At 70.6% G+C, this 19,807-nt stretch carries 16 protein-coding genes; 8 read left to right on the forward strand and 8 right to left on the reverse strand.

What is annotated here, in order from left to right; genetic code table 11:
* Positions 1-65 precede the first annotated feature (65 nt).
* The 3 genes from OG430_RS03050 to OG430_RS03060 all read left to right on the forward strand — a co-directional run bounded on the left by OG430_RS03050 (position 66) and on the right by OG430_RS03060 (position 5,547).
* The gene (locus tag OG430_RS03050; RefSeq protein ID WP_327350804.1) at positions 66-428 is read left to right on the forward strand and encodes an STAS domain-containing protein; all 363 of its coding nucleotides are present in this window, start codon (positions 66-68) and stop codon (positions 426-428) included.
* A gap of 219 nt (positions 429-647) precedes the next feature.
* Entirely contained in the window at positions 648-3,527 is a 2,880-nt protein-coding gene (locus OG430_RS03055) for a helix-turn-helix transcriptional regulator (RefSeq protein WP_327350805.1), read from the forward strand.
* Positions 3,528-3,771: 244 nt separating this feature from the next.
* Entirely contained in the window at positions 3,772-5,547 is a 1,776-nt protein-coding gene (locus OG430_RS03060; RefSeq protein WP_327350806.1) for a S8 family serine peptidase, read from the forward strand.
* Positions 5,548-5,698: 151 nt separating this feature from the next.
* On the opposite strand, the gene OG430_RS03065 is transcribed toward OG430_RS03060, so the two are convergent.
* Both OG430_RS03065 and OG430_RS03070 read right to left on the reverse strand, forming a co-directional pair.
* A complete protein-coding gene (locus OG430_RS03065) occupies positions 5,699-6,340 on the reverse strand; it encodes a GOLPH3/VPS74 family protein (protein WP_327350807.1) in 642 nt (213 codons plus the stop codon).
* A gap of 52 nt (positions 6,341-6,392) precedes the next feature.
* The gene (locus OG430_RS03070; protein WP_327350808.1) at positions 6,393-7,283 is read right to left on the reverse strand and encodes a LysR family transcriptional regulator; all 891 of its coding nucleotides are present in this window, start codon (positions 7,281-7,283) and stop codon (positions 6,393-6,395) included.
* A gap of 108 nt (positions 7,284-7,391) precedes the next feature.
* Here OG430_RS03070 and OG430_RS03075 point away from each other — a divergent pair, with 108 nt between their 5' ends.
* Both OG430_RS03075 and OG430_RS03080 read left to right on the forward strand, forming a co-directional pair.
* A complete protein-coding gene (locus OG430_RS03075) occupies positions 7,392-8,588 on the forward strand; it encodes an MFS transporter (RefSeq protein ID WP_327350809.1) in 1,197 nt (398 codons plus the stop codon).
* A 332-nt stretch (positions 8,589-8,920) separates the two neighbouring features.
* On the forward strand, positions 8,921-9,586 hold the full coding sequence (locus OG430_RS03080; protein WP_327350810.1) for a DUF4232 domain-containing protein: 666 nt from the start codon (positions 8,921-8,923) through the stop codon (positions 9,584-9,586).
* A 185-nt stretch (positions 9,587-9,771) separates the two neighbouring features.
* Here OG430_RS03080 and OG430_RS03085 read toward each other — a convergent pair whose 3' ends face one another.
* From OG430_RS03085 to OG430_RS03100, 4 genes are all read right to left on the reverse strand, one after another.
* Positions 9,772-10,722: an SDR family NAD(P)-dependent oxidoreductase gene (locus tag OG430_RS03085; RefSeq protein ID WP_327350811.1), complete on the reverse strand. Its 951-nt coding sequence runs from the start codon at positions 10,720-10,722 to the stop codon at positions 9,772-9,774.
* Between the two features lie 157 nt (positions 10,723-10,879).
* Positions 10,880-13,486, reverse strand: a complete 2,607-nt coding sequence (gene rph / locus OG430_RS03090; RefSeq protein WP_327350812.1) for a rifamycin-inactivating phosphotransferase — start codon at positions 13,484-13,486, stop codon at positions 10,880-10,882.
* Between the two features lie 179 nt (positions 13,487-13,665).
* On the reverse strand, positions 13,666-14,049 hold the full coding sequence (locus OG430_RS03095; RefSeq protein WP_327350813.1) for a VOC family protein: 384 nt from the start codon (positions 14,047-14,049) through the stop codon (positions 13,666-13,668).
* 68 nt (positions 14,050-14,117) lie between these two features.
* Positions 14,118-15,029, reverse strand: a complete 912-nt coding sequence (locus OG430_RS03100; RefSeq protein WP_327350814.1) for a cation diffusion facilitator family transporter — start codon at positions 15,027-15,029, stop codon at positions 14,118-14,120.
* A gap of 186 nt (positions 15,030-15,215) precedes the next feature.
* Between OG430_RS03100 and OG430_RS03105 the strand changes: the two genes are divergently transcribed.
* On the forward strand, positions 15,216-16,022 hold the full coding sequence (locus tag OG430_RS03105; protein ID WP_327350815.1) for a hypothetical protein: 807 nt from the start codon (positions 15,216-15,218) through the stop codon (positions 16,020-16,022).
* A gap of 61 nt (positions 16,023-16,083) precedes the next feature.
* Here OG430_RS03105 and OG430_RS03110 read toward each other — a convergent pair whose 3' ends face one another.
* The gene (locus tag OG430_RS03110; RefSeq protein ID WP_327350816.1) at positions 16,084-16,479 is read right to left on the reverse strand and encodes a RidA family protein; all 396 of its coding nucleotides are present in this window, start codon (positions 16,477-16,479) and stop codon (positions 16,084-16,086) included.
* 142 nt (positions 16,480-16,621) lie between these two features.
* Between OG430_RS03110 and OG430_RS03115 the strand changes: the two genes are divergently transcribed.
* Entirely contained in the window at positions 16,622-17,596 is a 975-nt protein-coding gene (locus OG430_RS03115) for a helix-turn-helix transcriptional regulator (RefSeq protein WP_327350817.1), read from the forward strand.
* A 65-nt stretch (positions 17,597-17,661) separates the two neighbouring features.
* Here OG430_RS03115 and OG430_RS03120 read toward each other — a convergent pair whose 3' ends face one another.
* Positions 17,662-18,399, reverse strand: a complete 738-nt coding sequence (locus OG430_RS03120) for a VOC family protein (protein ID WP_327350818.1) — start codon at positions 18,397-18,399, stop codon at positions 17,662-17,664.
* 169 nt (positions 18,400-18,568) lie between these two features.
* On the opposite strand from OG430_RS03120, the gene OG430_RS03125 reads away from it, so the two are divergent.
* Entirely contained in the window at positions 18,569-19,777 is a 1,209-nt protein-coding gene (locus tag OG430_RS03125; RefSeq protein ID WP_327350819.1) for a tetratricopeptide repeat protein, read from the forward strand.
* The last annotated feature ends 30 nt before the right edge of the window (positions 19,778-19,807 follow it).

A 19,807-nucleotide genomic window follows, 5' to 3' on the forward strand; every position in this document is an offset into this window, starting at 1 on the left:
CGCAAAGGGGGCACTCGCGTGCTGGCCGCAGGCATCAGCACCCATTCCGCTTCAGGAGAAGAACCGTGCTCCCCCATTACGCACTCGCCGACCACCGCGTGGTCAAAGTGTATGAAGTGATCGACATCGCCAATTGCACGCGCATCGAAAGTGAACTCTTCCCTCTCATCCGCGGCTGCCCCTCCCCGGGAATCGTGATCGACCTGCGTGCGCCACTGCTCACCTCCACCGGAATCGACCTGCTCATGACGGGCCGGGATCTCGCCGTGGAGCGCGAGCTGAGCTGGAGCGTTGCCGCCCATCACCCGGCCACGCGCAGGGTGGCCCGCCTCACCGGCACCACCACCGAACTGAGCCTGTCCGCCGACCTGGCCGGCGCGCTGCGTGCCGCACCGTGGCCAGGTGCTCCGGGCGAGCGCGGTGCGTGAGCGGGGCCGGCAGCGAAGGCCTCGGACATCGACGCCCGGCGCGATGATCGAGGCACGGGCGCGAGTGCCCCGGGAAGGTGGCCGGATACCGCGGCCAAGTGCAGCCCCGAGATGGCTGGTTCGGGACGCGGCGGCACACCTGACGGCCCCCCTTGCCCGCTCTCGGCCCGGCCAGTAGGTTCGCGCCTCGACCTCTTCCGCCATGCCCCGGAGCCGCCCATGACAGGTCCCGTCCCGGACAGCGCTGCCGCGTCGCCGGTCCTGGTCGGGCGGACCGGTCAGCTGCATTGCCTGCTCGACGCGCTCGGTCACGCCCCGTCGGTGGCGCTGGTCGAGGGCGAGGCCGGCATCGGCAAGACCCGGCTGATCCGAGAGGCGCTCAGCGAACCCCGGGAACGATCGTCCGCGGGCGGCCGCCCCCGGGTGCTCTCCGGGGCCTGCCCGCCGTTGCGTGAACCGTTCCCCTACGGGCCCTTGTTCGATGTGCTGCGCACCCTCGCCGACGACGTACCCGCCGCGCTCAATCCCATCTGCGGCGCGCTGCGGCCCTATCTGCCCGAACTGGCCCATCGACTGCCGCCGCCGTGCGAACCCCTGCACGATCACCGCGCCGCCACCCATCGGCTGTTCCGGGCGGTGCGTGCCCTGCTCGAATCGCTGGGCCCGGTCGTCCTGGTCGTCGAGGACCTGCACTGGGCGGACGACGGCACGCGTGATCTCCTACGTTTCCTCATCGAGGATCCGCCGCCCGCGCTGGCCACCGTGCTGAGCTATCGCCGCGAGGACCTGCCGGGTGCCGGGCTGGCACTGGGCCGGGCCTACCGGCATCCGCCGGGCGTGACGTCCGTGCTGATCCCGCTGCGGGCCCTGGATGTGCACGGCGTGCGCAGTCTGGCCGCCAGCCTGTCCGGAGGCGCCGTCTCGGCCCGGCTCGCCGACGAACTCCTGGAACGTACGGCAGGAATCCCGTTCGTCCTCGAAGAGGTGGTACGCGCCCTCGGCGTGGCCGGCGGCGACACGGGGCGGGACGCGCTGGACGGCATGGCCGTGCCCGCCCTGCTGCAGGAGGCCATGAGCGAGCGGCTGGCCGGCCTCTCCCCGGACGCGCTGGCCGTCGTGCACGGCGCGGCAGTACTGCGCGTGCCGGCCGGCGAGGACCTGATCCGTGCCGTCGCCGGCCAGGCGATGCAGCGCACGACCCACGGCATCCGCGAGGCGCTGCACACCGGGGTGCTGTGCGAGCACGGCGACGACCGCTACGGATTCCGGCACGGGCTGGCCCAACAGGCCGTATACGAACGCCTGTTGGGCATCGACCGGCGCAGCCTCCACCAGGCGGCGGTGGCGGAACTGGCCCGCCAGGAGAGGCCACCGCTGGTCCAGCTCGCCTACCACGCGAAGCACGCCGGAGCCCACGCCGACTGGCAGCGCTACACCGAGGCCGCGGCCGAGGCGGCCCGCGAACTCGGCGACGCCGCGCTGGCCGTGCAGCTCCTGGAAGACCTCCTCAGCGACCCCGAACTGCCCGGCAAGGATCTCGCCCGCCTCGCCATCCGGCTGAGCCGGGCCGCAGTGTTCGGCCTCACCCACCGCCGCTCGTCGCGCCTGCTGCGCCGCGTCGTCGACCACGGCGACCTGCCCGACGCCGTCCGCGGCGAGATCCGGCTCAACCTCGGCCTGCTCCTCAACAACCAGGCCGGCAACCACCAAGAGGGACGCCAGGACACCGAAAAGGCAGTGGCCGAACTGCACGAACGACCCCACCTCGCCGCCCGCGCCATGGCCGGTCTCGCCATGCCCACCTGGGGCGAGCACTCACAATCCGACAGCCGCAGATGGATCGGCCGTGCCGAACAGCTGGCGGCCTCCCACCCCGACCAGGTGCTGCGCCTGGCGGTGCGCGGCAACCACCTCGCCCTGCGCACCAGCCTGGGCGACAGCGGCGTATGGGAGGAGGCCGACGCCCTCCTCGCGGCCGACCGCGACACACCGGAACGACGTGAACTGGCGCGCATGTGCGCCAACTTGGCCGACACCGCCGCGTGGAACGGATGGGACACCCACGCCCGGCACCAGTGGCGGCAGGGCTCACACCTCGCGGAGGAGTACGGCGCCCCTTATGTGCAGGCGATCATCGAGGGCACCGCGCTCCGCCTGGAATGGAGTGCCGGGCGATGGCAGGGCCTGGCCGACCGGGCCCGGCAGGCGCTGGACGAGACGCAGGGCGCCCCCGGCATCGTGGTGGACGCCCACCTCGTCCTGGGACTGCTCACCACGGCCACCGGCGAGTGGGACGAGGCGACCGCGCATCTGGACGACTCCGGTCTGGGCGACCCCGGCAATGCCCCCGTACCGGTCATCGCCACGGCCGCGGGCGCGATGGTCCGCATCCGGCTGGCCCGCGGCGACGTGGCGGGCGCCTGCGTGGAGGCCGAACAGGCCCTGGAGCGGGTCCGGCGCAAGGGGATCTGGGCCTGGGCGGCCGACCTGACCCCGGCCGCGGTGACCGCGCTGCTGCGCGACGGCCGGCGCCAGGACGCCGAGCGGCTGCTCACGGAGTACGCCGATGGCCTTCAGGGCGGCGAATTCCCGCTCGCCCAGGCCTCGTTGGCGGCCTGCCGGGGCATCATGGCCCAACATGCACACCACGCCGGCGAGGCCGTCGAGTGCTACGAGCAGGCCCGCGCCGGCTATGACCTGCTTCCCCGCCCCTACGCCGCCGCCCGGTGCGCGGAGGCCGCCTTCCACCGTCGTGCGGACCTCGAAGCGACCGCCGCACCCGACGAACTGCAGCGGATCGCCGAGGAGTTCGAGCGACTGGGCGCAGTCCGGGACGCCGCGCGCTGCCGCCGGGCGCTGCGCTCCCTCGGCGTGCTCGCGCCCTCGCGGCGCGGCCGGCGCGGCTACGGCGGCGAACTCTCGCCGCGCGAGCGCGAGGTCGCGCGCCTCGTCTCCGCCGGGCGGACCAACCGGGAGATCGCCGAGGTGCTGTTCCTCTCGCCGCGCACCGTCGAGCAGCATGTGGCCAAGGTGCTGCGGAAGTTGCAGGTGGAGACCCGGGCCGAGGTGCCGCAGCTGATGCCGGACACCACGGCCTGACCCCGGACGAGCCTGCGTCAAGCCTGCCGGACACCTATCCGTCCGGCGCTGCGCCTGCCCGCCCAAATACGTACCCCTACCTATGGCCGTACGGATTGTTCCGCCCTGCCGTCCTCTCCCAAGGTGATCTCCGTTGCCACCTGGCCTGATCCGGCTCCCCCCGCCGGGCCGCGCGGCAACCACCTGCGTCACACGCTGCCCCCGACGCGGTGTGCAGCGGATCTTCAACCGCAAGGAGCAGAGGATGAGAGCAGGCAACAGACGGTTCGGCGCGCTGTGTCTGGGCGCCGTCACCACGACGGTGGTCGCCCTGTCGGCCGCCGGCACCGCCCAGGCCGCCCCGGCCCCCCAAGGAAACATCCAGGGTGCGGACCGGGCCGGCGCGATAGCCGGCCAGTACATCGTCGCGTTCGACGGGCAGCCGTCGGTGGCCGCCTCCGCCCGCGCCGATGTGCGCTCCCGCGCGGACGAGCTGGTACGCGGCCACGGCGGGCAGGTACGTCAGGTGTACGCGGCCGCCTTCCGTGGCTTCGCCCTCAAGGCCACCGAGCAGCAGGCCCGGGAGATCGCGGCCGCCCCCGGCATCCGCTACGTCCAGGCCGACCAGGTCTTCAAGGCCGTCGGCAGCCAGCCGAACCCGCCGTCCTGGGGCATCGACCGCATCGACGGGCAGAAGGACAGCACGTACAACTACCCGAACACCGGTGAGGGAGTCACGGCGTACATCGTCGACACCGGCCTGCACACCCAGCACTCCAACTTCGAAGGCAGGGCCAGTTCCGGCCACGACTTCATCGACAACGACAACGACTCCAGCGACTGCCACGGACACGGCACCCACGTCGCCGGCACCGTCGGCAGCAAGGACTACGGCGTCGCCAAGGCCGTCAAGCTGGTCGGCGTGCGCGTCCTCAACTGCCAGGGTTCGGGCAGCACTTCGCAGATCGTCGCCGGCATGGACTGGGTCACCAAGAACGCCGCCAAGCCCGCCGTCGCCAACATGAGCCTGGGCGGCGACAGCGACCAGGCCATGGACGACGCCGTCAAGGGCACCATCGACTCCGGGGTCCAGGTCGCCGTCGCGGCCGGCAACGACAGCAAGGACGCCTGCAGCACCAGCCCCGCCCGGCTGCCCGCGGCGATCACGCTGGGCTCCACGGACAGCAGTGACGCCCGCTCCAGCTTCTCCAACTACGGTTCGTGCCTGGACCTGTTCGCCCCCGGCAGCAGCATCGTCTCCACCAAGAACGGTGGCGGTACGGCGACGATGAGCGGCACCTCCATGGCCACCCCGCACACGGCCGGCGCCGCCGCCCTGTATCTGTCCGGGCACAAGGACGCCACCCCGCAGCAGGTCCGCGACGCCCTCGTGAACAACGCCCAGTCCGGTGTCGTCACCGGTCCGGGCAGCGGCTCCCCCAACAAGTTCCTGGACGTCTCCAAGCTGGGCGGCCCCACCAACCCCGGTGAGCCGACGGCCGACTTCACCGCCCAGTGTTCGAGCACGAACACCGACTGCGCCTTCGACGGCTCGGCCTCCAAGGACCCCGACGGCTCCATCGCCTCGTACGCCTGGGACTTCGGTGACGGAGCGAGCGGCAAGGGCGACAAGCCCGCGCACAGCTACGCCAAGGCGGGAACGTACAGCGTCAAGCTGACCGTGACCGACAACGACGGGAAGACCGGCACCGTCACCAAGCAGGTGACGGCCGGGGCGGTCGAGCCGCCCACTGGTGAGGCACCGGACGCCTCGTTCACGGTGTCCTGCTGGTACGCGTCCTGCGACTTCGACGCTTCGGCCTCCAGTGACCCGGACAACGACATCGCGGGCTACGGCTGGAAGTTCGGCGACGGTCAGACCGCCACCGGCGCCACCGCCAAGCACGCCTACCCGGCAGGTCAGCGCACCTACACGGCGGAACTGACGGTCAGCGACAAGGCGGGCCACACCGACACCGCTTCGAAGCAGATCACCTGCTACGACTTCGGCGCCGGCAACGCCTTCTGCTTCGCCGGCTGATCCTGACCCCCTCCCCCAGCGGTGGGACGAGGGTGGCGGGGCACCCTCGTCCCACCGCACACAGGCGCGGACCCCGAGCACTCAGCCGGGGTCCGCGCCTGCTGACGAGCGTTCGCGCCACCGCCACGGGTGCCCGTGTGCGGGCGTCGGCTCAGCCGCCCCCGCCCGACGAGGCCGCGAGGATCGCGGCCCGCGTACGCCGGACCGCCCGGCGCACCACGGGACCGACCCACTGACCCTCCGAGATCTCGTCCATCCGCTTCTTGACCTGCTTACGGTCCTGCCCGGGAAACGCCTTGCCCCACAGGCGCGCGCCGTTCAGCACGGCCACCAGCGCAGCCGTGCGCTCGTCCGGCTCCTCGCCCTGCAGTACCGCCGCGGACAACCGGTCACGGATCTCCCGCTCGGGCGCGGCATCGGCCTGCGGAAAGCGGGTGACGGGCAGCACGCCGAACGCTCTCCCCTTCTCCCGCTTCAGCACACCACGTGCGACCAGCGACTCGACGGCGCCATTGAGCGCACTCCGGTGGGCACGCCGCAGCAGCTTCCCCATCGAGGCACCGTCCCCCTCCACGATCTTCGCCAGCTCCGCGTCCACGAACGCCGTGCCCGTCGGGCGCGCGTCGAGGACGGTCACCGCATCGTCCTCCTGCACGTCGACTCGACCGGCAACGGCCAGCTCCACCAGCGTCAGCCCGGCAACCGCGTAGTCGACGCCCACTCTCGCCTTGCCCCCGCCGCTCTGATCGTCGAAGGCAATCAGCACCAGCTCTTCCGGCAGCGTCAGCTTCATGTCAGCAGCCTCCCTTCCCCGCTCTACTGCGGCAAACGCACCGACGACCCGTTCACCTGTCGACGGCCGCCAGCGCCTGCGAGAAGGCGCGGATGCGGGCGCTCTCGCGATCCCGGTGCCATACGAGGCCCAGGTAGGAGTCGTCGAGACCGGTGACGGGCACGTACGTGACGGCACGGCGGCCGTAATAGTCGGCCGTGGGGTGGCACAGCAGCATGGCGCCGCGGCCCGCCGCCACCAGGGCCAGTCCTTCCTGCAAGGTGCTCACGGTCGGCCCGGCCGGGATCGCGAGGCCGCCCGGCGTGATGCGGGGAGCCTGGGCACGGCGCCAGTACTCGGGGGCGGCACCGTGGACGCTGATGAGCGGACAGCCGGCGAGGTCTTCTGCGCTCAGCGATGCGTGCTGCGCGAAGGGGTGGCCGGTGGAGACCGCGAGGGCCTGCGGCTGCTTGGAGAAGACCTGCCCCAGGACGAGTTCCTGCTCCTCCATAGGCAGCAGGACCACCGCTGTGTCGACCTCCCCGCTGTGCAGCGGGCCGAAGGGATCGGAGAAGGGAATCTCCACGATCTCGGTGGCGCAGTCGGGATGCCGGTCGTGGAAGAGCGAAAGGGCATTCATGACATGGTCGTTGGCCGTGCCCTGAAAGCCGATCCGCAGCCGGCCGCCCACGCCTCGGGCCTCGGCCCGCGCGGTGTCGAGCGCAGTCTGCAGGCAGTTGTAGGCGGGGCGAAGGTCCGCGAGCAGGCGCTCGCCGAGCGGGGTGAGCCGGACACGGCGGCTGGTGCGCTCCACCAGGCGCGCGCCGACCCTGCTCTCCAAGGCGCGCAGCAGCTGGCTGACCCGGCTCTGCGAGACGTACAGGCGCTCGCCGGCCCGCCCGAAATGCAGTTCCTCGGCCACGGCGAGGAATGCCTCCACCTCGCGGATCTCCAGGCTGCTCATGGGTCTCCCTCCCTGTCCAAGTCTCTGATCAGGGTCGACAAGCCCTGCTCATACAAGGATGAGCACTTCGCCGTTGTTCCGGTACGCGGTGATCGCTTGGCTGGACGCATGGCGCAAGTGGAAGAAGTGGAAGATAGCTCCCCAGCACGGGAGGGCTCGGCCCTGCGGGGCTGGTCGGGCGTGGTGGCGGTGGCCGTCGGGACGTTCACGGTGGTCACCTCCGAGATGTTGCCGGTCGGGTTGCTGACCCCGATCGGTGACTCCCTCAAGGTCACGGAGGGCCTGGCCGGGCTCACGCTGACGATCACGGGGTTGGTCGCCGCGGTGTCCGCGCCGCTGCTGACGTCCGTCCTGGGCCGCTTCGATCGGCGCGTGGTGCTGTGTGCGCTGATGACCGTCCTGGTGATCGGCAACCTGGGCGCCGCGTGGTCGCCGAACTTCGGTGTGATGGTCGCCGCGCGCGTGCTCGTCGGCATCGGCATGGGTGGCGTGTGGGCGATCGCGGCGGGCATCACGGTACGGCTGGTACCGGCAAGGTCGGTGGGAACGGCAACGTCCTTGGTGTTCAGCGGCATCGCACTGGCGTCGGTGCTCGGCATTCCGGCCGGCGCGTACGTCGGCGCCCTCGCCGGATGGCGCACGGCGTTCGTGGCCGCGGCCGGGCTCGCGCTGCTGACCACGGTGGCGATGGCGGCCCTGCTGCCGCGACTGCCGGCCGCGCAGGCCGTTCAACTGGGCGGGGTGATGCGGCTGTTCGGCAACCGTCGCCTGCGCATCGGCCTGATCGTCGTGGCGCTCCTGGTCACGGGGCATTTCGCCGCGTACACCTACGTCCGACCCGTGCTCGAGGAGGTCTCCGGAGCCGGTTCGGGGATGATCGGCAGCTTGCTGCTCGTGTACGGAATCGCGGGCGTCGTGGGCAATTTCCTGGCGGGTGCCGGTGCTGTCCGTTCACCGCGCAGGACCCTCCTCGCGATCAGCTCGGTGCTCGCCGCCACGGTGCTGTTGCTGCCCGCAGTGGGCGGATCCCTTTGGGTGGCGGGCGCGTTGATGGCCATGTGGGGACTCTCGTACGGCGGAGTGTCGGTGAGTACGCAGACCTGGATCCTGATGGCGGCGCCCGATGCCCGCGAGGGGGCCTCCTCCTTGTTCGTGAGTGTCTTCAACGGCGCCATCGCCCTGGGTGCGTTGATCGGCGGTCGGGCGGCCGACGGGATCGGCATCACTGCGGTGATGTGGCTGGGTGGCGGGCTCGCGCTGGCCGCCCTGGTGCCTGTCCGGCGGATCTTGCCGGACAGGTCCTAGTTCGGGAAGCAGGACCGTCACCCCGCACACGTACGAGGCCGGTTGAGGGCACCATGCGCCCTGCCCAGGTCAAGATCTGCCAAGTCACGGATCTGTCCCAGCGGATGCCGGTCACGAACAGGTGCGCGACTGCGACGGGAACCGCCGCCCTGGAGTGCTGACGGCGTGTGCGGCGCGCGATGCACCCGACTGTGCGTGTAACAGGAATGTATTAGCGGGTAGTTGGGCGGAACGGTTCACCGGCCGGGGCGACTCTTGGTGCTCGGAAACGCTCGCTCGTACCGACTCGAACCGAGCACTACGCACGCCCAACCGATACTGAGGAAACAACGATGCGCGTTCACAAGGTCACCTTCGCCGCCCTGGCCGTTGCCGCGAGTCTCTCGCTCACGGCCTGCAACAACGGTGACGACGCGGCACAGAACGACCCATCGTCCTCGTCGTCCACCGCGGCTTCGTCGGGTGGCGGTTCGGGCTCGGGCAGTTCGGATCAGGACGGCGGGAAGGGCTCGGGCGGGAAGGACTCCGGCGGGCAGGGATCCGCCGCCGGGACCGGCTCCGGCGAGGGCAGCAAGCTCGGCAAGTGCCGCACCGACGACCTGGACATCACGGCGCAGGACAGCACCATCGACGGCGACACCGCAGGCACCGTCGCGGTGACGATGAAGAACGGCGGCGGCCGGGACTGTGCGATGTCCGGGTACCCCGGAGTCGACCTGAAGACCAGCGCGGGCTCGCTGTCCGCAACGCGCACCGGCGAGAAGGCTCCCTCGATCACCCTCAAGGACGGGGAGTCGACTTCCTTCGGCATCAGCTACCCGATGAACGACTCGGGCGGCTCCGGTGTCAGCATCACGGGCCTGGTGGTGACCCCGCCGAACGAGACCAAGTCGTTCGCCCTCGAGTGGCCGGGGGGCGCCTCGCTGCCCGTCACGGAGGACGGCGCCGGCTCCACGGTGAAGGTCGGACCGATCGGCAGCGCCGGTCAGGGCGGCTGAGCCGGACCCCCAACTGCACGGACCCGCAGGGTTGTTGACTCGGGCGATGGGTGGCGTGGCCGGGGACCACCCCCGGCCACGCTCCTGGCCGGGCCAAGCCGCCACGACGTCGCGGAAGTCGGCAAAGCGGGGGCCAGGAACCGACTCGCGGACCGGCTGACCGTTCAGCCAGCGGCGGCTCCGCGCTAGCGAAAGCCGAGGTGCGGATCGGTGCCGACCAGCTCACCGCTGAGGGCCCACAGGCGACTGGCGACGTCCGGGTCGGCCATGTGAGAGGGGACGGGCTCACGCCGTGGCGTACCGCGCAGGCCGAAGACCCTCGGTCCCCACAGCTGCCCGCCCTGCACCTCCGGGTCGAGGACGGCACGGACGACGGGCCATGCGCCGGCGTCCTTGCCCTGCACCAACAGCCCGGCGGGCAAGGCCCGTAGCCGCTCGCCACGGGTGGTCACACATACCGGCGGCCGGGGCGGAGTGAGGGAGTCCAGTGCCCCGCCGGGGTGGGCCACCACACTGAGCACCGTGCTGCCGACGGCACGCAGGCGACGGTCGAGTGCGAAGCCGAAGCACATCTGCGCCAGCTTCGACCGGCCGTAGGTGCGCTTGGGCCGGTAGTCCCGGGTCGACTGCAGATCGTCCAGGTCCAGTCGCTCGGACCGCGCCGCGAAGCTTCCCACCGTCACGACGCGCCCCGCCGGCGCCGCGGACAGCAGCGGGGCCAGACACTGGGTGAGCGCCAAGTGCCCGAGGTGGTTGGTGCCGAACATCAGCTCGTGGCCGTCCCGCGTCTCCCGACGCGGCGGGTCGTCGAGCGCGACCCCTGCGTTGTGGACCACCGCGTCGAGACGACCGACGTCCAGCCCCTCCACGGCCGTCTTCAGGGACGACAGGTCGGCGAGGTCCAGCGGCAGGTACCGCACCCGCGCGCCGGGCACACGCGAGCGGATCGAGACCATGGCGGCGTCGGCCTTCGCGGCGTCCCGGCTGCCGAGCACGACCACGGCGCCGGTGGCGGCGAGCTGCTCCGCGACGAAGTAGCCGATCCCGGCGTTCCCTCCGGTGACCAGGAAGGTCCTGCCCTCGGCAGACGGCAGCCGGTGAACGTCCCACGGTCGGCTCCGGGGTACGGAAGTCACGATGACGGGCTCCTTGCGCTCTGGGGCAGCGTGCTCACGGGGAGCACCAACCCGTCCAAGGTCGCAACCCCCACCGACAGACCACCGACAGATCACGGTCACCGCCCACAGACCGCCGACACCTACTCCCCCACGGACACGTACGGGAGTGGTCGGGTCAGGACAGAATCTCGATGTACCCGTCGGTTCCGTGTACGCGGATCCGCTGGCCGTCCCGGATCAGGCGGGTGGCCCGCTCCACGCCCACGACGGCCGGCAGGCCGTACTCCCGGGCGATCACCGCGCCATGCGTCATCAGGCCGCCGACCTCCGTGACCAGCCCCGCGATCCCGACGAACAACGGCGACCAGCTGGGGTCCGTGAAGGCCGTGACCAGGATGTCGCCCGCTTCGAGATCGGCCTCCGCCATGTCCAGGATGACGCGGGCCCTGCCCTCGACGGTCCCGGCGGACACCGGCAGGCCGACCAGGGCGCCGTCCGGCACGTCGTCTCGCCGGTACGCTCCGGAGACGGCCTCACCGTCGGAAGTGAGCACCCGGGGCGGGGTGAGCGCCTGGTGGGACCGGAACGTGTCCTTGCGCTCCTTGATCAGCTCGCCGTCCACCTGGTGCGAGCGCACGACGTCGTGGAGTTCCTGGAACGTGAGGTAGAAGATGTCCTCCTTCTCAGGAAGCACGCCTGCCTGGACGAGGCGCTCGGCCTCCCCCATCAGGGCCTGCTTGTAGACGAAGTAGCGGCAGACGATGCTGTACTTCGGGTACTCCCGGTACCCGATGAAGGCTCTGATCTGGTCGATCATCCGCTTGGTGTCGTCGGCCTTCCGGTCGCCGTCCGGCTGGGCCCGCAGGCGTGACAGCACCTCCTGTTCCTTCTTCTGTGCCTTTTGGCGTCCTTGCTCGAAGCGCTGCCCGGCGGCGCCCGGCTCGAAGTTCCTGACGTTGTCGAGGATCGCGGGCGCCAGCGTGGTGGGGCGCTCGCTCCAACGCGGCCTCGTGATGTCGATCTCGCCGACGCAGCGCATGCCGTACCGGTCGAGGTAGGCCTCGATGGCGTCGCGCGCTTCGGTGCCGCCCGCGACCTTCGCCAGCTCGTCCAGGAAGTCCTCGTCCTCGACGTGCTCGACGCCCTGCAGGAACGCCACCACCTCCCGATGCGGGCGGATCACGTCCGCGACGTCGAGCAGCGCGAGGCCCATCTCCGACGTGATGTTGTCGGGGGCGGACAGCGTCAGCGTGTCAGCCGCGTTCTTCTCGCCCAGCCAGTCCTGAAGGTTGTCGTTGAGCCACCAGGTGGCCTCCATGCCCGCCATGATCGCCTGCATGCTCTGCGGGTCACCGAGCACGCGCTTGTGCTCGTCGAAGGCCTCCAGGAGGAAGTCGAACAGCTCCGGTCCGGTCTTCGTCCGGATGCCGTGTTCCAGGGCGGCGACGGACGTCCGGCTGCGCTCGATCAGCTCGGCGACGATCGCCGGATCGGGCTCGGCCGGGGCGGACGCACCGCCGGCCGGACGACCGGCGGCACCCGCGTCCGGGAGCAGCGGGACGAAGCCGTCGCGGTCGAGGACAGTCTCCAGCGCGTCCCTGACCAGCGGGTCGCCCCTGCCCATGAGGTCCAGGAGCCCGGCGCGACTCGCGGGCGCGGCCAGGCGCGGGGTGACGTCGACGAAGAGCCTTCCGCCGGCCTCGTGCATCTCCACCATGGCCATCAACTGCCACATCGAGAAGCCCAGGGGCTTCATGGCATCCGTCATCATCTGCTGATGCCCGACGGAGACGTAGACGCGATTCTCCTGGTCGCTGCGCTCGGGAAGGGGGAACAGCGTGGTGATCGGCCGGCTCTGAACGATCTGGAAGCCGTCGTCGGCCAGGCACCATTCGATGTCCTGCGGACGCCCGAAGTGCGCCTCGATCCGCCGCCCGAGCTCTACGAGCCGTACGACCTGCGCGTCCGTCAGCGACGGCTGCTCCTGCCGCTGCGCGTCGATCGTCACTTCCTGCGTGCCACCGGCCGGCAGGGCCTCAACGGCCCGCTCCTTGGCAGCGATCGTCTTGCCGACGACTTCGCCGTCGCGCACCTTGAAGACATCGGGGTTCACCAGGCCGGAGACCAGGGCCTCGCCGAGGCCGAAGCCCGCGTCCACCGTCGCGACCTTCCGGTTGCCGGTGACGGGGTCGGCCGTGAACAGGATGCCGGCCGCATCCGGGAAGACCATCTGCTGTACGACCACGGCCATTTGGACCGTACGGTGGTCGATGCCGTTCTGCTTGCGGTAGGTCACGGCCCGCTCGGTGAACAGCGACGCCCAGCACCGGCTGATGTGTTGGAGGAGCGCCGTCGCTCCCACGATGTTCAGGTAGGTGTCCTGCTGGCCGGCGAAGGAGGCCGTCGGCAGGTCCTCCGCCGTCGCGCTGGAGCGGACGGCGTAGGCGGCCTGCTCGCCGTGCCGGGCGTGCGCGCGGGTGATCGCCGCCGCGAGATCGCCCGGGATGGCGATCCCTTCGATGGTCCGGCGGATCTGGGCGCTGAGCGTGCGGATCGCTTCCCGGTCATCCGGGTTCAGGCGCGACAACTCATCGAGCCGCTCGTCGATCGACGGCTCTTGCGCCATGGTCCGCAGGAAGGCGTCCGTCGTCACACAGAAGCCGCCCGGTACGCGGATGCCTTCGATCCGCGCCAGCGCGCCCAGGTGCGCGCCCTTGCCGCCGACGACCGCGAGCTGCGTCTCGTCGATTTCCTGCAGGTCCCACACGTACTGCTCAGTCACTGCGACGTCCTCATCCCTGGTTGCCTTGCCCGTCACACGCCACGTCGTGGTCGCATCTCCGCAGGTTGTGGCCTCGGCCGAGGATTCTGCGCCAAGACCCGGGGCTTGCGGCAAGCCCCCCTGCGCGCTATAAGTTGAAAGTGGCAAGGAGAGAGCTCTCCTTGCCTTTCCTTTTGGGGTTACGCAGTCATGGCGGCCCGGTCCGACTCACTGCGCAGGACACAGAATTCGTTGCCTTCGGGGTCGGCGAGGACCGCCCAGCCCGATCCATCGGGATTCCGGTGATCGGAGACGAAGGTGGCGCCGAGGCCAAGGAGCCGGTCCACCTCCTGATCGCGCGAGGTCTCAGGGCGCAGGCACAGATGGATCCGGTTCTTGACCGTCTTGCCCTCGGGAACCTGGTTGAAGTACAGCACCGGCCCCTCCGCAAGCAGCACCTGCGTCTCCCGGGCGCCCGGACCGTCCTCCGGATCCAGCGGACGGCCCGTCACACCGCTCCAGAACCGAGCCAGCTCATAGGCATCCGCACAGTCGATCGCCACGTTCTGCAATATCGAAACCATGCGCGCGAGCTTTCCTGATCTTCACGGCGAACGCCACCGAGCGGCGTTCCGTCGGCACGCAGGGGGAGTCAGGCTCGCTTGATGTCCGGTTCGAGATAGATGACGCAGTGCACCGGGAGCGCCGCCCGTACGCGTGCCTCGGCAAGGTCGATGGCCTCGGCGACCTCGGTGACCGAGTCGTGGTGGTCGACGCGGACACGGGCGGCGATCAACAGGTCGTCCGGACCCACGTACATGGTCTGCAGTCCCAGCACACCGGTCAGGGTGTCGCCGTCCACCAGGGCGTCGTGGATGGTGGCGGTGTCCTGTTCGCTGACGCCCTCGCCGAGCAGCAGGCTCTTCGTCTCGATGGCCAGGATCACGGCGATGACGACGAGGAGCACGCCGATGCACAGGGTGCCGATACCGTCCCAGATGCCGTTGCCGGTCAACAGGGCGATGCCCACGCCGATCAGGGCGAGGATGAGGCCCAGGATCGCGCCCAGGTCCTCCAGCAGGATGACCGGCAGCTCGGGCGCCTTCGAGTGGCGGACGAACTGCCACCAACTCTGGTCCCCGCGAATCTCGTTGGACTCCTTCACCGCGGTACGCAGGGCGAACGCCTCGGCCACGATGGCGAAGAGCAGCACGCCGACGGGCCAGTACCAGTGCTCGATCGCGTGCGGATCACTGATCTTGTGCCAGCCCTCGTACAGGGCGAACAGGCCGCCCAGCGAGAACAGCACGATGGCCACGACGAAGCTGTAGAAGTACCGCTCCCGCCCGTAGCCGAACTGATGCAGCGGAGTCGCGGCCCGCTGGGCACGCTTGCCGCCGATGAGCAGCAGTGCCTGGTTGCTGGAGTCGGCGATCGAGTGAATGCCCTCGGCCAGCATCGACGACGATCCGCTGAACACCCAGGCCACGAGTTTCGCCACCGCGATGGTGAGATTGGCGCACAGCGCCGTCACGACCGCCTTCGTACCGCCGCCAGCCGCCATCTTGAGGCCACTCCTCGCTCGCAAGGCGCGGGGTCACGAGGCCCGCGCATCCCGCTCCTCAGGCGATCCTCGCTGCTCACACCGGGTCCCGCACGCCGACTCATGGCGCCTTGGGATTCGGGGTCGACCGCGAGCGGGCGGTAGGGCTTCCCTCTGTGCCGACGGCTCGGCCATACCCTTTCGGGTATGAGTTCCGAAATGTCCTTCGCCTGGGACGGCCGGCCGGATGCGGACAAGCATGTGCTCGTGGAGCAGTACGCAGATATCGGTGAGCCCGCGCCCGACCTCTCCGACGGTGCGGACCGCCCCTTTACCGTCGGCGCGGTCACGGCCCGGCATGACCGCGCGCTGCTGGGCTGGGGATGGGTGTACGAGGACCATGACGGCGCCGCACGAGTACAGACCACGTACGTGCCACGTTTTGCCCGACGCATCAAAACGGGCCACTACGACCTGCTCCCGCCGTCTGCCGAGGAGTTCGAAGTGATGGAGGGCCTGTACCGGCGGGCGGTCCAGGGGGCCCGTACCGCCGGCTACCGGACCTTGCGCTGGAGCGGCCCGGACACCGGTCCCGACGGACACGCCGCGACCGCTTTGAAGGCCCAGGGCCACACCGAATACGCCCGCACCTGGAGCGCCGAACCGGCCACGTGGCAGCCCTCTGCCGGCCTGCCCGAAGTGCAGGTCGAGCAACTTCCCGAACCGGGCCTCACCCTGGCGACGGAAAACGCCGAAGTCTCAGCCCGCATCGACGGGCCCACGGCCTACATCAACGCCGGCGAAGCGATCCACCACCACGCCGAACCGCCCGCGCTCGCCGCACTCCTCGCGGAGCTCGTCACCCGCCTGCAAAGGAAGCACCCCGAGGTCACCGCACTGACCATCTGGGAATTCGACGACGCCGACACCGGCCTGCGCCAAGCGCTGTCCTTGGCCGGCCTGCGCATCACCGCACGCCACATGACGTACGAGCTCCCACTCGCATCGCCCTGACCCGACAGGGCCTGCCCCTCGTGCGCCTCCGGCAAGTCCTGCCGGAGGCGACGAGCCGCCCCTACGCGACAGCGGTGCCTTCGAGCTCGACCATCAGGTCGGGGACCGCCAGCCGTGTCACCCCGAGCATCGTCGTGGCAGGCGCCACCGCGGCCGCGCCCAACCGCGACGCCAGTACGCCGTAGTGCTGGAAGAGCAGATCCACGTCGGTGGTGTGGACATTGAGGCGGACCAGGTTCGCGAGGGACATGCCTGCCTCGCCGAGGACGGCCTCCAGGTTGTCGATGCTCAGCGCCAACTGCGCCGCCATGTCACCGGCATGCTGGGGCTTGCCCTCGTCGCTCATCGCGGTCTGCCCCGAGCAGTACAGGGTCCGGGTGTGCCCGGAGACGATCTCCCCCTGGTTGAATCCCATCTCCACGGACCAGGTCCACGGGTTGACCGCTGTTCGCTCCATCGCCACACCAGCTCCATTCGGTTCGTCGACCATCGACAGCACGTGCGTCAATTGCCTTGGTAGCCGCGGCCTTTGACGTCGTGTGGAAAGCCTCCCAACGAATCACGACATCAACTGTCATGTATGCCAGTAGGGTTCTGGGATGCGCGCCGACCGACTGGTCTCCCTGGTGCTGTTGCTGCGTCGGCACGGCCGGTTGACCGCGCCCGCGCTGGCCCGCGAGCTCGAGGTGTCCACGCGCACCGTGCTGCGCGACATCGAGGCGCTGTCCGCGGCCGGCGTCCCGGTCTACGCCGAGCGCGGTCGGCACGGCGGTTTCGCGCTGTTGCCCGGATTCCAGACCGAGCTCACCGGGCTGAACCACGACGAGGCGCTTGCCCTGCTGGTCGCAGCATCACGGCGCGGCGCGCAGGTGTTCGGCCTCGGTTCGGCGCTCGCCTCGGCCATGCTCAAGGTGGTCGACGCGCTGCCCGAGAGCTATCGGAGCACCGCGAACGACGCGGCCCAGCGATGGCTGATCGACCCGGAGACCGACCTCCTCTCACGCCCACTGCTCGCCGAGGAGGTGCCCGACGCCGTCATGACCGAGGTCCGGCGCGCGGTGCTCGCCGGACACAAGCTGCGTATCCGGTACGCGGCCGTGGACCAGGCCCCGAAGTGGCGCACGGTGGACCCGATCGGCCTGGTCGCCGTGCGCGACCAGGCCTACTTGTTGGCCAAGCGGTCCGGCGCGGACCGCACCTACAAGCTGTCCCGGGTGTCGGCCGCCGAGGAACTCCCCGAACCCGCACAGCGACCGGAGCAGGTCGACCTTGACCGGACCTGGCAGGAGCGCAGCACGCGGTTCCGGACCGGCGGCGACCAGGTCACCGTGCTGGTACGGATGAACCCGGCGCGACGGGAGGAGCTGGTGCGCACCGCGCTGGCCATCCTCGCCGAAGAGGCCGACGCGGATGGCTGGTTGCGGCTGGAGGTCACCTTCCAGGATGCGCGTCACGCCGAGTGGGCGCTGTGGCAGCTCGCCACGAGCGCGGAAGCCCTGGCCCCGCAGTGGTTGCGCGCCTCCCTGCGCGAGCGCGCCGCCGAGATCGCCGGCTGGTACGGAGAGCCGTCCTGAGAAGAGCCGCGTGGCGCGGACCGCAGCCTTCGTGACGCGGACAAGCGTCCCGCCCCCGTTCCCCGTCAGCCCCAGGCAAGGACGCAGAAGACGTTGCCCTCCGGGTCGGCGAGCACCGTCCACGGGACGTCACCCTGGCCGAGGTCGACGTCCGTGGCGCCGAGCGCCCGCAGCCGGGCCACCTCCGCCGCCCTGTCGTCACCGCGGTGCGGCGCGACGTCGAGGTGGACGCGGTTCCGCGCGGTCAGCACACCGGGGGTGCGAAGAAACTCCAGGTAGGGGCCGACGCCTTGGGCGGAGTGCAGCTGCGCGTAATCGTCGGTCACCTCGTGCGGGGTCCAGTCCAACGCCTCGCCCCAGAAGCGGGCAAGGGCCCGCGGCTCCGCGCAGTCGACGACCACTGCGGCGATCGGCCCCGTGTCCCGGTAGACCTCCCGCGGCTCCAGGACGCAGAAGACGTTGCCCTCCGGGTCGGCAAGCACCGTCCAGGGGACATCGCCCTGGCCCACATCGGCGGGCGTCGCGCCGAGATCCTTCAGACGCGCGACCAACTCCGCCTGATGCGCCGCAGAGGTGGTGGCGAGATCGAGGTGCACGCGGCATGTCGCCGTTTCGGGGTCCGGCACCGTGACGACATCGACACAAATGGCTCCGGACTCCGGAAAGGCAAAGCCCTCGGGTCGCACGCGGGTCACACCGGGAGTCCCGCCGGAAGCACCCCAGCCGAGCGCCTCCGCCCAGAACCGGCCGAGCACGGCGTTGTCGCCGGCCTTGAAGTTCACCTGAAGCAGTCCCAGCGCCATGCCGCCAACCCTATGCCGGGGTGGATCGAGGGTGCCGCGCGGAACGATGCGCCACGGATGTGGAACTGTCGTGTGAGGATTCCGCATGCCGAAACCGTAGGGCGCCACGTCCGTTGGGCCGGGGAGAGGTTCCCCCGCGTTCGGTCCCTTGTACTGACGGAGTGAGGCCATGGCCGCGCCCAACGACTCTCTGCTGAGCCTGATCCGTGAAGCGGGCTGGACGTATGAAGCCCTGGCACGTCGCGTCAACGAGGGCGCCCGGCAGCGCGCGCTGGACACCACGTACGACCGTACGGCGGTGGCGCACTGGGTCCGCGGCTCTCGGCCCCGCCGCCCCGTCCCGGACCTGCTCTGCGAACTCTTCACCCAACGCCTCGGGCGGTTGGTCGAGCCGGTGCACCTGGGGCTGGCCGATGCGCGGCCCCCAGCACTCGAAGGCGCGGCATCGCTGCTCGCCGCCATCCCCGGTCTCGAGCCGAACAGCATGCAAAGCGGGGGCTCCTCCCATACCCGCGTACCCGAACAGCGTGGACGCCCGGGACAGACCGTGCCGGCCTCGCGGGCGCAGGTGTGGCGCGGCGCCGAGCGGTTCTTCGTGCAGCAGACGAGGGCGCTCGGCGGAAGACACACCGAGCCGGTGCTGTCGGCCTACCTGCGCTCCACGTTCGGCCTCGCGGACGGAGCGCTGCGTACGGAGGCGGAGGCACGCGTGGGACTGGTCCATGCCGCGCGCACCGCCGTGCTCCTGGCCGGCAGCTACACCGACGCCTGCCGCACCCGGGAGGCGCAGGACGCCTTGATCGCCGCCGAGGCGCTGGCCGACTACGCGCAGGACCGCTCCGTCCAAGCCATCGCGCTGCGGCAGTTGAGCGAGAACGCCCTGCAACAGGGCGGGACGGCGCGCGCGGCGGCCTATCTCCACCGCGCCCTGGAAGTCTCCGACCGCACCCCCGGCCCGGTACGCGCGTACGTCGCCACGCAGGCCGCCCGAGTATGTGCGGCCCGCGCCGAGCGGCGCCAGGCCCTGGAGTGGTTGCAGACCGCGTTCCGGCTGCTGCCCCAGCACAGCGAGGGCGAGGATCCCTTCGCCGTCTACCCGGCGGCCGCCCTGCACTACCAGCAGGCTGCCGTCCTGCTCCGCCTCGGCGAACCGCGCGAGGCCCATGCCGCGCTCACCGCCTCGTTCGACGAGCGGCCGACCCAGGAAGCACGATCGATCCTGTTCACCCTGCTCGCCAGGGGCTGGCTGCATCACGCCGAGGGGCGCCGGGCAGAAGCCGCCGAGAGCGCGGACGCCGCCGAGGAAATGAACGCCACCATCGCTTCGACAAGAGCGGCCCGCGACATTGCACGGATCCGCTCCGCCCAACACCCATGAGCAACGCTCCCCGCGTTGGCGCGAACATGC

This window comes from Streptomyces sp. NBC_01304, from assembly GCF_035975855.1.
In the GTDB taxonomy this organism is placed as follows: Bacteria; Actinomycetota; Actinomycetes; order Streptomycetales; family Streptomycetaceae; genus Streptomyces.

What these genes read in the sequence shown, in the direction of transcription:
- OG430_RS03055 (WP_327350805.1), top strand. Translation starts at nt 648, where the DNA reads ATGACAGGTCCCGTCCCGGACAGCGCTGCCGCGTCGCCGGTCCTGGTC.
- OG430_RS03060 (WP_327350806.1), top strand. Translation starts at nt 3,772, where the DNA reads ATGAGAGCAGGCAACAGACGGTTCGGCGCGCTGTGTCTGGGCGCCGTC.
- OG430_RS03065 (WP_327350807.1), bottom strand. Translation starts at nt 6,340, where the DNA reads ATGAAGCTGACGCTGCCGGAAGAGCTGGTGCTGATTGCCTTCGACGAT.
- OG430_RS03070 (WP_327350808.1), bottom strand. Translation starts at nt 7,283, where the DNA reads ATGAGCAGCCTGGAGATCCGCGAGGTGGAGGCATTCCTCGCCGTGGCC.
- OG430_RS03075 (WP_327350809.1), top strand. Translation starts at nt 7,392, where the DNA reads ATGGCGCAAGTGGAAGAAGTGGAAGATAGCTCCCCAGCACGGGAGGGC.
- OG430_RS03080 (WP_327350810.1), top strand. Translation starts at nt 8,921, where the DNA reads ATGCGCGTTCACAAGGTCACCTTCGCCGCCCTGGCCGTTGCCGCGAGT.
- OG430_RS03095 (WP_327350813.1), bottom strand. Translation starts at nt 14,049, where the DNA reads ATGGTTTCGATATTGCAGAACGTGGCGATCGACTGTGCGGATGCCTAT.
- OG430_RS03100 (WP_327350814.1), bottom strand. Translation starts at nt 15,029, where the DNA reads ATGGCGGCTGGCGGCGGTACGAAGGCGGTCGTGACGGCGCTGTGCGCC.
- OG430_RS03105 (WP_327350815.1), top strand. Translation starts at nt 15,216, where the DNA reads ATGAGTTCCGAAATGTCCTTCGCCTGGGACGGCCGGCCGGATGCGGAC.
- OG430_RS03110 (WP_327350816.1), bottom strand. Translation starts at nt 16,479, where the DNA reads ATGGAGCGAACAGCGGTCAACCCGTGGACCTGGTCCGTGGAGATGGGA.
- OG430_RS03115 (WP_327350817.1), top strand. Translation starts at nt 16,622, where the DNA reads ATGCGCGCCGACCGACTGGTCTCCCTGGTGCTGTTGCTGCGTCGGCAC.
- OG430_RS03120 (WP_327350818.1), bottom strand. Translation starts at nt 18,399, where the DNA reads ATGGCGCTGGGACTGCTTCAGGTGAACTTCAAGGCCGGCGACAACGCC.
- OG430_RS03125 (WP_327350819.1), top strand. Translation starts at nt 18,569, where the DNA reads ATGGCCGCGCCCAACGACTCTCTGCTGAGCCTGATCCGTGAAGCGGGC.